A 12,497-nucleotide genomic window follows, 5' to 3' on the forward strand; every position below is an offset into this window, starting at 1 on the left:
ACGCCGTCGTGGCCTGTCGCCGCTGCGGCGGACAGAGAGAGCGTGCGGCTGGCTGGGGCAGGTGCCGACGAAGGCCGGCCCTCCGCCACGGCGCATCGCCGCCACGACAAGGGCCCGCCGAAAACCCCCGCCGCAGCGGCGCTCAGCCACCGCGTGGCGGACCGGCGGTGCCGGAACCACCCCGGCCGGAGGCCATGAGGCGCGTCAAGGCGGGGGCGTCACAGATACAACCCCGCATCCGCCCCGTCGTGCTGCGGCGGCACCGACGCCGGCCCGCTGCCGCGCCGCAGGGCGAAGAGCTCCGCGAGCGTCGCGCCCTCGCGGCCCACTCCCTGGTCCGTGCCCAGCCAGCCCACGGACTCCGCGCGGCTGAGCGGGCCCACCTCGATGCGGGCCAGGCAGCGGCCCGGCCGCACCACGGCGGGGTGCAGGCGCTCCAGGTCCTCGTTGGTGGTGACGCCGACGAGGACGTTGCGGCCCTGCCCGAGCAGCCCGTCCGTGAGGTTCAGCAGCCGCGACAGGGCCTGGCCCGCCGTGTGCTTGGCCTCGCCGCGGATCAGCTCGTCGCAGTCCTCCAGGAGCAGCAGCCGCCAGCGGCCCTTGGAGCCGCCGTCGTCCTCGCCGATGGCGATGTCCATCAGATAGCCGACGTCGTTGAACAGCCGTTCGGGATCCAGCACGCAGTCCACCTGGCACCAGTCCCGCCAGGAGCGCGCGAGCGTGCGCAGGGCGGAGGTCTTCCCGGTGCCGGGCGGGCCGTGCAGGAGGAGCAGCCGGCCCGCGATGTCATCCGGGGTGATCTTCATCAGCCGGTCCATGGCGTCCGCGACGCGCGCGGTGTAGTTGGGCCGGACCTCCTCCCAGGTGCCCGCGGAGATCTGGCGGGTCGTCCGGTGCGGGCCGCGCCGCGGCGAGACGTACCAGAAGCCCATGGTCACGTGTTCGGGCTGCGGCTCGGGCTCGTCCTCCGCGCCCTCCACGGCCTGGCCCAGCACCTTCTTGGCCAGTTCTTCGCTGGTGGCCGTGACGGAGACGTCCGCGCCCCGGTTCCAGCGGGAGATCAGCAGCGTCCAGCCGTCTCCCTCGGCCAGGGTCGCGCTGCGGTCGTCGTCGCGGGCGGAGCGCACCACGTGGGCCGCGGGCGGCAGGAGCGTGGCCCCGGACTTCACGCGGTCCACGGAGCGGCTGTGCGCGTACGGCTGCTCGCCGGTGGCGAACCGGCCCAGGAAGAGGGCGTCGATGACGTCGGACGGCGAGTCGCTGTCGTCCACGTTGAGACGGATGGGCAGCGATTTCTCGGTCGGAGTGAAGTCCGGGTCGGTGGGCAGGGCCTGCCTCCTGGCGCTGGGTCGGCGGTCGGCACACATGCCGCCCATGATCCGGCACGGAGAGCCCTTGCGCACCCAGGTTTTCCCCTGATTCACGACCGGATCCGCAACACCCGTCCACGTTCGCCCGGAAGCCGCCGCACATCGTTTCGGCCGCGGATACGCTTGCCCATGATGGGACGACGGGGTGTGAGTCGGACGTTTTGGCGGGCCGGGTGGCGGCGGGCCGGGCGGTGGCGGTTCGCCGTGCTGCTTGCGGCCGGTGCGGTCGCGCTGGCCCTGCTGGTCGTCCTCTGGGCGACCGGCCGGCAGACGGGAGGGGACGGTTCGCAGGACGGCGCGAACGGTGACAGGGCGGCGCTCGAGCTCGGCTGGGGCTTCACCCACACCCAGTACAGCGCCGACCGCGGCGACGACGCCGCCCGGCGGACCACGGCCGGGCTGCTCACAGGCTCCGGCATGCCGCAGAACCAGCACATCATGGGCTGGGGGGTCGACAACCCCGAGCCCAAGCCCGGCACGTACAACTTCGGCGATCTCGACCGCCGCGTCGCCTACATGCGCAAGACCGGCACGACCCCCGTGCTCACCCTGTGCTGCGCGCCCGACTGGATGAAGGGCGGCGGGGAGCGCACCGACTGGTCGCTGAAGTCCCTGGAGAAGGCGCCCGATCGCGCCCACTACAAGGACTTCGCCAAGCTGGCCGGCGTCATCGCCAAGCGCTATCCGGACGTTCGTCATTTCATCGTGTGGAACGAGTTCAAGGGCTTCTACGACGAGGGCCGCAACCGCTGGAACTACGAGGGCTACACCGAGCTGTACAACCTGGTCTACGCGGAGCTGAAGAAGCAGAACAGGGCCAACCTGGTCGGCGGCCCGTACATCAGCATGGACAGCAATCCGCCCGGCTCCTCCTCCAACGCCTCCTCCCTGCGCGGGCCCTGGGGCTCGGTCGACCAGCGTGCCGTCGACGCCCTCAAGTACTGGAACGCCCACAAGAAGGGCGCCGACTTCCTCGTCGTCGACGGCGCCAGCTACACCCGCGAGGGCAGCAAGCTCTTCCCCGACGAGTTCGCCGCGACGCGCAAGTTCGCCGACGTGACCACGTGGCTGAGCAGGACCGTCGACCTGCCGGTGTGGTGGTCCGAGTGGTACGTGGAGCCCGCCGACGCCAACGACGACCGCAAGTCGTGGACCGAGGCGCACCGCACCGCCGTCCACGCCACGGCCTTGATCCACTTCGCCCGGGCGGGCGTCTCCGCGGCCTTCTACTGGAACCCGGAGGAGACGGGCGAGGACTGCCCCGGCTGTCTGTGGCGCAGCACCGAACTGAAGGGCGGCGGGGGCGGGCTGCCCATGCTGGACCTGCTCTCCCGTTTCGGGAAGGCCTTCCCGCCCGGGGCGGAGCTGCGCACCCCGGAGGTCACGGGGGACAACCGCGACGCCGTGTCCACCCTCGCCTCGGGCAGCACCGTCCTCGTCGTCAACATGCAGGACCGCCGGCTGACCGTCGAGGTAGACGGCAAGAGCCTGGACCTGGAGCCCAACGAGATCCGCTGGACCGGCTGACCCCCACCCGAACGGGCTACGGTGCCCGCTTCACGACATCGTCGCGAAGCGGTGCACCAGCGAGGCCAGCAGGACCAGCAGCAGCGGCAGCGCGAACCAGTACGACCCCTGCAGCCAGCGCAGCTGACGCACCCCCGGCCGGGCCACGACCCGCAGCACCTCCCGCGCCATCAGCAGCACCAGCAGCGCCACCGCCGCCAGACCGCCGACCACCGACACCGGCGTCCACGTCACCCGGGGGCCCGCCGGTCCCGGCCGGGGCTGCGGGGCCTCACCGGCCGGCCTCTCCTTCAGCTCGTACAGCACCGCATCGTCGTTGACGAGCACGCGGCGCAGCTCCGGCCGGCCGTCGAGCGTGTGCCGGATCCGGGCGTCCCAGTCCGCCGCATAGCCTGCGTCGAGTTCGAGATAGACCGACTGGCCGCGGTTGACCATCACATACGCCCGGGGACCGGCCTTGCGGAGCGCGGTGACCAGATCGTCCACGCGGGCAGGATCACGCGGGGCGAGCGTCGCGTCGTAGTGCACCCGCTCCATGTCCTTCGCACCCCACGGCATGGCGGGCGTGACGTTCTTCGAGGGGTCGCTGCTCATCCACAGCAGCCGTACGGTCGGCTCGTCGCGGGCGTACACGAAGTCCATCGCGGCGACCTCGCCGGGCCGCACCCGCTCGAAGGACTCGTTGCCCCAGCGGGCCACCAGGAAGCCGAAGATCAGGACCAGGCCCGCCAGCAGCGCGGCCACCGGCGCGAGGACCGGCCGGCCGGGCCGCTCCGTGGAGTGCGGGAACAGGGCGAGGGCCGCCAGGACGCACGCGCCCGGCAGGGCGAAGAGGAAGACCCGCAGGGCCACCTCGCCGCCGTAGGACTGCATGCCGAAGGCCAGGAAGGGCACCCCGGTCAGCACCAGCAGCGCCACGTCGCCGATCCCCGCCCGGCGGCGGCGCCACCAGCCGATCGCGGCGAAGGACAGCATCCCGCCCGCGAGCAGCACCCGGGCGTAGAGCACCAGCTTGTGGACGGGGCTGCCGCCCTCGATCCGGCCCGAGACCGACGAGGAGACGTTGCCGCCCAGGGAGCCCAGGCCGCCGAACAGCTCGTCGAAATGGCCCGACCAGTAGGGCTCCGCCAGGAAGCCCACCCACACGATCAGCATCACACCGCACAGCAGCGGCAGCCCGCGCAGCGTGGAGCGGCGGGTGACCACCAGGGCGGTCAGCACCCCCAGCATCACGAACGGCGTCAGCTGGTGGCTGGCCACCGACGCCGCGAACAGCGCGATGACCACGGCCAGCAGCGCGCCCTGCGCCCTCCGCCCGGCCGGCTGCGGCTCCGTCTCGCCCGGGAGCAGCGTGCCGCGCAGCTGCCGGGGCCAGCGGAACCACACCAGCAGCACCGCGGCGAACAGCAGGTAGAAGAAGTAGTTGAGCGCTTGGGGCGAGAAGTAGTCCTGCCCCACCCAGCCGCACAGCACGAACAGCCAGGCCGCAGTCCACTTCGCCCGCCACCCCGCGCGCACGGCCCGCAGCAGCAGCGCGAGCGGCGCCAGGCACAGCAGCTGGATCGCCGTCGGCCACCAGCGCAGCACCTCGGTGAGGTCGCTCACGCCCGCCGTCTTCGCGGCGAACGCCATCAGGGCGAAGAAGCCGGGCCAGCTCCAGCGGGCGTCCAGGTCCGGTGCCGCCACGCCCGTGCGGTCGATGAAGTCCAGGAAGCCCAGGTGCTGCCAGGCCGTAGCGAAGCGCGGCTGATCCTCCAGCACCGCCGGCAGGGCGTGCAGGGAGATCACCGTCAGCAGCAGCACGGCCGTGAGCAGCCGGCGCCGCTGCCCGTCCAGCCGCAGCGCGGCCACGAAGGAGACGACCAGCAGCGCCGCGCCCGCCAGCGTCGCCACGGGCAGCACGGAGATCAGGCCGAGCCCGCCCATACGGTCCAGGGTCGCCTCGCCGACGCCCACCAGCGGCAGCCAGTACAGCGTGAGGGCGGCCGCGAGCAGCAGCCAGACCGTCGCCTCGGGGCCGCTCCACCACGGCGCCGGGCCCGGGGGAGCGGAGGTCTTGTCCTGTGCGGCCTTGTCCTGCGCGGCCTTCTCCCGCGCGGGCGCCGCGACGGGCTGCTCGGAGGCCGCCTGGGACGCGGCCTGGGAGACGGAGTGGGACACGACGACTGCCTCCGGGGTGTGCCGGAGATCAGGGCGCCTCTCCAAGTGGTCGAAGTCCAGCCGCACGCCCAGCGGCATCGTGTCGGCGTCGAGCGCGGCGCGCAGCGCCCAGCGGGTGCCGTACGCGCCGCTGTCTCTCTCCCCGGGCTCCTGCTCGCCCTCACCCCCTAAGCCACGGGTGATGCCGTGCCGGGCCCCGCGCCGGAGCCCGCGGGGCTCGGTGCGCGGTGCGTCGTGCCGGTCGCCGCGGGCCGCCAGGTCGGCCAGATCGCCGTCCGGGGCCACGTCGGGGGCGTAGGCCGCGGGCTCCGGCCGGGCGAGGCGCAGTATCCGGCGGAGCTTGACCGCCGAGATGGAGACGATGACGGCCAGGCTGCAGATCTCGGCCACCCCCGCACCCGTGAGCCCCATGCGCGGCAGGAGCACCAGCGTCAGCCCGAGCACCAGCACGCACAGCAGCCCCTGGAGATAGGCCAGTCCGGCCGTCCGGCTCTGCGCCCGCAGCACCGCGAAGTAGACCTCCATGACCACGCGCAGCGCCGCGCCCACCGCGAACCAGCGCAGCAGCGGAGTGGCCGCATGGGCGTAACCGGGGCCGAAGACGCGCAGGATGTACGGCGCGAGGAGGAACAGCAGCAGACAGACCGGCACCATGATCGTGGCCATCCGGCGCAGCGCCGCCCGGCAGTTCTCCGCCAGCCGCGCCGGGTCGTGCGAGCCCTCCACCGTCAGCGACGCGCCCATGTTGATGGCGAGCAGGTTGACCGTGCCGCCGATGGTGGTGGTGATGTAGAAGTACGCGTTGTCCTCGGAGCTGACCTGGGAGGCGATGATCACCGGCACCAGGTAGACCACGGCCAGGGAGAACAGCGACCCCGTGTAGTCCCCGGCGAGGAAGCGGCCCATCTCCCGGTACGAGGCGGGCCGCGCGATCGCTTCCGTGGCGGTCACGTGCCGGGGCACCAGGCGGCGGAAGACCAGCCAGCCCAGCGGCACCACCGACACGGCGATCGAGACCACCCACGACACGAACACGCCGGAGGTGGGCAGCGTCGTCGCCAGCGCCACCAGCAGCGCGAGCTTGACGGCCGAGAAGACCGTGTTGCCCACGGGCACCCACAGGGCCCGGCGCAGGCCGGTCAGCACTCCGTCCTGCAGGGTGAGCACCGACCAGGCGATGACGGCGGCGACGAAGCCCAGGCCGTTGAGCGAGCCGTTCAGGAAGCTGTACGAGGGCCCCCACGAGCCCAGGGTGAGCAGGAAGACGCACGCCGCGGAGGCGACGAACAGCGAGCTGCCCGCGTACGTCCGGAAGACGAGCTTGCCCGTCGTCCGCCCGGCGACCGGGATGAACCGCGCCAGCCCCCCGGTCAGGGTCACCGCGGTGAGCCCCGCCAGGAGCTTCATCGCGGCGATGGCCGCCGAGCCCTGGCCGACCGCCTCCTCCGTGTAGTACCGGGCGGCGATCAGCCAGTACCCGAGCCCGAGGACGGCGCTGATGCCCGTGTTGAGCATCAGCGCGAAGGCGTTGCGGAACAGCGGGCTGCCGCCGCCCCGCCCCGGCAGCCGCAGCCTGCGGCCGGCCGGCCCCTCCGTCTCCCGCTCCTCGGTTCGGGTGGACGTGTCAGACACGGGTTTCGGTTGCCTTCCTGACGACCTGACGGGTTCTGCGGTAGAGGGCATAGCCCTTGGTGAGCGTCCGGTCCCGGGCGAAGATCCGCCCCACGCCCCGGCCCTCCACGAGCCGCTCGAACTCGGCGATGCCCGTCGAGCGCCGCACCGTCACCCGCTCCAGGGCGTAGGGCCCCTGGGGACGGGCGGCCAGGCCGTTGCCCACCGCCAGGGAGATGCCGAAGCCCGCCGCCCGCACGATGCGGCGGACCCTGCGGCTGGAATACCCGTAGGGGTAGGCGAAGGAGACCGGTGCGCGCCCCAGCTCCGTGGCCAGCACCTCGCGGCACTTCAGCACCTCGAACCACAGCTGGTCGTCCGGGAGCTGATCCAGCTCGGGGTGCGTGTGGCTGTGCCCGCCGATCTCCATTCCCGAGTCCGCCAGCTCCTTGACCTGGCCCCAGCTCAGCATCAGGTCGAGCGCGCCACCGGTGTCGTGCGGGCCGCGGAGCCAGCCGGTGGAGGCGAACAGCGTGGAGCGGAAGCGGTGCTCCGCCAGCGTGGGCAGGGCGTGCCGGTGCACGCCCTCATAGCCGTCGTCGAACGTGATCAGCACCGGCTTCCGGGGCAGCCCGGAACCGGAGCGCCACGCCGTGGCCAGCTCCTCGGCCGTCAGCGGGTGGAACCCGCGGTCGGCCAGCAGCCGCATCTGCCGCGCGAACGCGTGCGGCGAGACCGACAGGCCGTAGGTGGCGCGCGAGGGAGCGTGCGCCACCGCGTGATACATCAGTATCGGGACCCGGGACGCGCTCATGACCCGGCCTCCTCTGCCGGAGGTCTCGGCCCGGCCGGCTCCTGCGTCGCCGCGACCGCGTACCGGCTGCCGCTGCGGCGCGCCCGGAGCGTGCCCACCGCATAGCCCCCGGCCGCCGCCGTCACCCCGGCCAGGATCGCCCCGGCCCGGCCCGCCCCGCCGGGCCTGCCCAGCAGGGCGTCGCGCACCCCCCGGGCGACCCCGGCGGGCAGCACCCGCGTGGTGTACCGGCGCTCCGACGCCAGCCCGGCCTGCGCCCCCACGCTCTGCGCCACCAGGGCCTTGGACAGGCCCTCGGCGTACGAGCGGGTCCACAGATAGCGGAAGCGCTCGCGGGCCGCGGGCACCCGGTGGTGGATGACCGACCGGTCGTCGATCAGCAGCACCGCCTCGGGCATCGCCCGGGTCAGCCGGATGCACAGCTCCGTCTCCTCGCAGCCCAGCGGCAGCCGGTCGCCGTCGCGGCCGATGCCGCAGGCGAACCCGCCGGCCAGCTCGAAGGCCGACCGGCGGAAGGAGGCGTTGCCCCCGAGGACGTTGCGGACCGGCACCCTGCCGGGCGGCAGCCCCCGGTACGTGCAGCCGACCGCCCAGTCGAACTCCTCGGGGAACCAGGCGGGCCGCCGCCGGGACTCCCACACGGGCTGGGTGCGGCCGCCCACGGCCATCACCCGGGGGTCGGCATAGCCCTCCGCGAAGTGCCGCAGCCAGTCGCGCTCGGCGACGGCGTCGTCGTCGAGGAAGGCGATGACCTCGCCGGACGAGGCCTCGATGCCGGTGTTGCGGCCCGCGGACAGGCCGCGGGGGCCCGCGTTGGCGAGCACCCGCACCCCGTCCCCGGCACAGCCGTCGTCCCCGAAGTGCTTGGCGAGCCGCCGCAGCAACGCAGGATTGTGGTCCACGACCACCAGGGTCTCCAGCGCGGGCCGGGACTGCTCGCGGACCGAGGCCACCGCGGCGACGATGTCGTCCCAGCGGTCCTCGGTGTACACGCAGATGACCACCGAGACCGAGGGCCCCGTGGCCGTGCCCGCGCCGTCCGCCGTGCCGGCCGGGGAAGTGGTGATCGTCAAGACACTTCCCCACGGTTGGCCGCGGGCGCGATGGCGAGCCGCTGCGGGCGCCGCCGCCGGGCGCCGCGCTCCTGCAGGATCACTTTCAGTACGCGCAGCCCGTCGCGCACGGCCCGCAGGTTGCTGGTGCCGTGGATGCGGACGAACTCGTGGCTGGGAATCTCCTGGACGCGCAGGCCCGCCTTGACGACTCTGATGTTCATCAGGGTCTCGACCTCGAAGCCGGCGCAGTCGAGGGCGATCTCGTCCAGGCAGTGCCTCCAGAAGGCGTTGTAGCCGTAGCACAGGTCGGTGTAGCGGGCGCCGAACTTGTGGTTGACGATCGAGCAGAGCACGCGGTTGCCGAGCTTGCGGATGGGCGTCATGTCGTCCGTGCCGCCGCCGTTGGCGAAGCGCGAGCCCTTGGCGAAGTCCGCGCCGCCGACGAGCGCGGACACATAGCTGACGATCTCGTTGCCGTCGGCGGAGCCGTCGGCGTCGACCATCACGATGATCTCGCCCGTGCAGGCGGCGAAGCCGGTGATGAGGGCGTCGCCCTTGCCCTTGCCGAGCTGCCGGACCACCTTCACGTCCGGCCACAGCTGCCGTGCGACCTCGATGGTGTCGTCGGTGGAGTTGCCGTCGACGAGGACGACCTCGTGGACCCACTCCGGCAGCGTCTTGAAGACGTACGGGAGATTCTCCGCCTCGTTCATGGCGGGGATGACGACGCTCACGGGTGGAGCTATCGCGAGATGCGACGTCACCGGGCGGTAATGGGCGGCGACCAGGGCTTCCTGATCAGCCGCCGGGCGCAGAAAAGAACTCATGACTCGGATGTCCCTCTCGTCCGGTGGACCGCCCGCCCCGAGCGGTCCGGTGGCGTATCCGGTTCGAAAAGGGGGTACTCACCCCGCCCTGACGGCGCTCATCGCCGCATGGGCCGGGTGAGCTGGCAACGGTTGTTCGCCGCGCGGTCAACGCGACACGGCGACTCTGATCAGCCGGACGCGGCACCCCCCACCGCGCCCCGCCCCGGGCACCATCGCGACGCTTGCCCTCCCCTTGAGCCGCTTTGCATGATGGGCCGATGCGGGTGGATGTACGACGGTATTGATGGTTGAGACTGTATGGCAAGAGCTGGTGCGGTGACTCCTCCTTTGGGTGTTTTTTGCGCCCAAGTCATGCATCGTGTTGACGCTTTGCGCCGTTGGCGGCGCGCGCGGGGCGCAATGCGCCCTCAGTCGCCCTGACGCAGCCTTCCCACGCGCTTGAGCAACCGGTCGGCGGGCTCGAAGAGCTCGGGCCGGGACACCACGGTGTTGCGCAGGGCCCGCACCGGCGCACGCCGGGCCCGGTGCCCCAGCGCCACCGGATGACGCCGCATCACCCACCCTTCCCAGACGCTCAGTTCACGCGTCTTCAGCGAATCCTTGTACGCCTTGTCGCCCCGGCCGAGATCGAGATAGGCCATCCCCGCGGCGGCCGCCCCCTCCGCCATGTGCAGGTGCAGCAACAGGCCCGGCGAGAACCTCGCGAACGCCGGGTCGTACGACGGGAACCAGCAGCAGAGGACCTGCCGCGAACGCGGCCCGAAGTGCGCCGCGACCGGCCGGCCCCCGGCGTACAGCACCGACAGCAGCCCGGCGAAGGACTCCGTCCTGGTGTGGAAGAGCTGTTCGACCAGGCGCACTATCCAGGGGCGCGCGAACCGGTCGCTACGCCCTGTTCTTCGGTACTGCGCGGACTTCCAGGCGATCAGGGTCCGCAGCATCTGCGGGTCGCGCTCGTCGTGCACGTAGCGCACTTCGCCGACGTCCCGGCCGAGCCGGCGCTCCTTGGCGAGGGTGGCGCGGAGGAACTTCGGCGACCGCTTGCGCAGGACCGCCAGGTAGGACTCGAAGCCCTGCTCCACATCCATCACGGGCGAGCGGAACGCCCCGGAGGCGCTCAGCTCGAACGGCTTCTGCCCCTCCACCAGGTGGTCGAACTCCCACACCGAGAGCCCGCAGGCGTGCAGCAGCTCACGGGCGTCCCACTGGAAGCCGGTCCGGTGGACGAGCCCCTGGGCGTCCGAGAGCCCGAGCCCGATCGCGCGGCCCACCCCGAGGGCGGTGCGCTGGTACGGGAAGAAGCCCACGGGCTCGCCGTCCTCGCGCACCACCGCGATCCGCACCCCGCTCCGGCACCGGCCGACGGCGAGGGCGAACTCGGGTGCGAGGAAAGGATTCGCAAGCTGCGGCGAGCCGTCCTCGACCGCCGCCGCCTGCAGGGCAGACCAGGCCGCCCGGTCGGCCGCGGTGAGGTCACCGGGCCGGTACACGCTGATGTTCACCTCAGGAAGCCCGACTTTTCGCCGTGCGGCACCGGTGGCGCCGCACGTGTGCCAGCAGGAACAGGAGAAGGCTGACGGCCGCGACCGCGGCGACGCCACCCCGCACCGTCCAGGTGTGGAGCGCGAGCATGGCCTGGGCGACCAGCACGTCGACGGCGACGGCTCCGCCGGCCGCCACCACGGAGCGGCTGAGCGGATCGAGGCCGCGCAGCGCCGCCCCCACGGCGCAGGCCGGCGCGACGAGCAGGAAGAAGAGCGTGAACGGCGCACGCAGCGGTGAGCCGATGTCCGCGAGCGCCAGCACGGCGCCGACGCCCGCGATCGCCGTGGCGGCCCCGGCCGCCACGGGCAGGGAATCCCCGGCCGGCATGCGCGCGCCGCCGGGCCGGTCGGGTGCGGCCGGCGGTGCGGACAGGTCGGTGGCCGAGGCCGGATCGGACGGGCCGGAAGGTCCGGGTGGGCCGGACGGGATCGAAGAGCCGGGTGAGCCGGACGAGCCGGTGAGACCGGTGGGATCTGTGAAGCTCTGCATTGGCGACTTTGCCCCCCGAAGCGCCGGATGCCGAGGCTTCAATGTCGCGCAATCGGCGGAGCGACGTCAAGATGTGAAGGCCGTGCAAACGGGCTCCGGTTACCCGATCGGCACGGAACCGGAGTCTTTCGGTCAGATGAATACTGCACGAATATGTCGGGCCGTCAAAATGTCCCCCGGTGTCGGTGGTTGAGCGTTCATTGGCTCACATTTTTGACATGGACACTTCCGGTAGCCACGGGCTGCTGCTACCACGGGTACGGCAGAAACCCTGGTAAAGGAGGTTCCATGAAGCTGTCCCGCCTCGCGGGTTCCCTCTCCGCGATCACCCTCGCCGCCACCCTGGCCCTCGCCGGAGCCGGCTCCGCCCAGGCTTCGACGAAGTCCGCAACTCCCGCCTACGTGGCGCTCGGTGACTCCTATTCGTCCGGTCTCGGAGCCGGGAGCTACTACACGAACAGCGGGGACTGCAAGCGCAGCTCCAAGTCGTACCCCGCGCTCTGGGCCGCCGCGCACGCCCCCGCGAGCTTCGCCTTCGCCGCCTGTGCGGGGGCCCGAACGGGTGATGTTCTCGGCAAGCAGCTCGGCCCGCTGAACAGCTCGACCGGGCTCGTCTCGCTCAGCATCGGAGGGAACGACGCCGGCTTCGGCGACACCATGGTCACGTGCGTGATCAACTCCGACAGTGCCTGCATCAATCGGATCAATGAAGCCCGCACATTTGTCCAGAACACCCTTCCCGGTGAACTCGACAAGGTCTATACCGCCATCAAGGGAAGAGCGCCTTCCGCTCATGTCGTCGTCCTCGGATATCCACGCTTCTACAAACTCGGCGCGAGTTGCGCCGGGCTCAGCGAGACCAAGAGGAAGGCCATCAACGCCGCCGCCGATCTGCTCAACTCCGTCATCGCCAAGCGGGTCGCCGACCACGGCTTCACCTACGGCGACGCCGCGGCCGGCTTCGCGGGCCACGAGCTGTGCTCCGGCAGCCCCTGGCTCAACAGCGTGACCCTGCCCGTCGAGAGCTCCTACCACCCGACCGCGGCCGGTCAGTCCGGCGGCTACCTGCCGGTCTTCTCCAGGGCCGCCTGACCGC

At 72.0% G+C, this 12,497-nt stretch carries 9 protein-coding genes; 2 read left to right on the forward strand and 7 right to left on the reverse strand.

What is annotated here, in order from left to right; all coding sequences use genetic code 11:
- Positions 1 to 218 precede the first annotated feature (218 nt).
- Positions 219 to 1,376: a DUF5925 domain-containing protein gene (locus AS857_RS22645; protein ID WP_420823990.1), complete on the reverse strand. Its 1,158-nt coding sequence runs from the start codon at positions 1,374 to 1,376 to the stop codon at positions 219 to 221.
- Positions 1,377 to 1,502: 126 nt separating this feature from the next.
- Here AS857_RS22645 and AS857_RS22650 point away from each other — a divergent pair, with 126 nt between their 5' ends.
- Positions 1,503 to 2,897, forward strand: a complete 1,395-nt coding sequence (locus tag AS857_RS22650; RefSeq protein ID WP_107105726.1) for a xylan 1,4-beta-xylosidase — start codon at positions 1,503 to 1,505, stop codon at positions 2,895 to 2,897.
- Positions 2,898 to 2,927: 30 nt separating this feature from the next.
- Here AS857_RS22650 and AS857_RS22655 read toward each other — a convergent pair whose 3' ends face one another.
- The 6 genes from AS857_RS22655 to AS857_RS22680 form a co-directional block, all read right to left on the reverse strand.
- The gene (locus AS857_RS22655; protein ID WP_058045103.1) at positions 2,928 to 6,689 is read right to left on the reverse strand and encodes a lipopolysaccharide biosynthesis protein; all 3,762 of its coding nucleotides are present in this window, start codon (positions 6,687 to 6,689) and stop codon (positions 2,928 to 2,930) included.
- Positions 6,682 to 7,482 (reverse strand): polysaccharide deacetylase family protein, encoded by an 801-nt coding sequence (locus tag AS857_RS22660; protein WP_058045104.1) that lies wholly within the window; start codon positions 7,480 to 7,482, stop codon positions 6,682 to 6,684. The genes AS857_RS22655 and AS857_RS22660 overlap by 8 nt, the downstream gene beginning before the upstream one ends.
- Entirely contained in the window at positions 7,479 to 8,549 is a 1,071-nt protein-coding gene (locus AS857_RS22665) for a glycosyltransferase family 2 protein (RefSeq protein WP_058046996.1), read from the reverse strand. The genes AS857_RS22660 and AS857_RS22665 overlap by 4 nt, the downstream gene beginning before the upstream one ends.
- A 2-nt stretch (positions 8,550 to 8,551) precedes the next feature.
- Positions 8,552 to 9,364 (reverse strand): glycosyltransferase family 2 protein, encoded by an 813-nt coding sequence (locus tag AS857_RS22670; RefSeq protein ID WP_058045105.1) that lies wholly within the window; start codon positions 9,362 to 9,364, stop codon positions 8,552 to 8,554.
- A gap of 410 nt (positions 9,365 to 9,774) precedes the next feature.
- A complete protein-coding gene (locus AS857_RS22675; RefSeq protein WP_058045106.1) occupies positions 9,775 to 10,869 on the reverse strand; it encodes a GNAT family N-acetyltransferase in 1,095 nt (364 codons plus the stop codon).
- A 1-nt stretch (position 10,870) separates the two neighbouring features.
- Entirely contained in the window at positions 10,871 to 11,401 is a 531-nt protein-coding gene (locus tag AS857_RS22680; protein ID WP_079110574.1) for a hypothetical protein, read from the reverse strand.
- Between the two features lie 288 nt (positions 11,402 to 11,689).
- On the opposite strand from AS857_RS22680, the gene AS857_RS22685 reads away from it, so the two are divergent.
- Positions 11,690 to 12,493, forward strand: a complete 804-nt coding sequence (locus tag AS857_RS22685) for an SGNH/GDSL hydrolase family protein (RefSeq protein ID WP_058045107.1) — start codon at positions 11,690 to 11,692, stop codon at positions 12,491 to 12,493.
- Positions 12,494 to 12,497 lie beyond the last annotated feature (4 nt).

Source organism: Streptomyces roseifaciens, from assembly GCF_001445655.1.
Classification (GTDB): Bacteria; Actinomycetota; Actinomycetes; order Streptomycetales; family Streptomycetaceae; genus Streptomyces; species Streptomyces aureoversilis.

Excerpts from the sequence above, each read along its gene's own strand:
- AS857_RS22645 (WP_420823990.1), bottom strand. The coding sequence starts at position 1,376 with ATGGGCGGCATGTGTGCCGACCGCCGACCCAGCGCCAGGAGGCAGGCC.
- AS857_RS22650 (WP_107105726.1), top strand. The coding sequence starts at position 1,503 with ATGGGACGACGGGGTGTGAGTCGGACGTTTTGGCGGGCCGGGTGGCGG.
- AS857_RS22660 (WP_058045104.1), bottom strand. The coding sequence starts at position 7,482 with ATGAGCGCGTCCCGGGTCCCGATACTGATGTATCACGCGGTGGCGCAC.
- AS857_RS22670 (WP_058045105.1), bottom strand. The coding sequence starts at position 9,364 with ATGAGTTCTTTTCTGCGCCCGGCGGCTGATCAGGAAGCCCTGGTCGCC.
- AS857_RS22680 (WP_079110574.1), bottom strand. The coding sequence starts at position 11,401 with ATGCAGAGCTTCACAGATCCCACCGGTCTCACCGGCTCGTCCGGCTCA.
- AS857_RS22685 (WP_058045107.1), top strand. The coding sequence starts at position 11,690 with ATGAAGCTGTCCCGCCTCGCGGGTTCCCTCTCCGCGATCACCCTCGCC.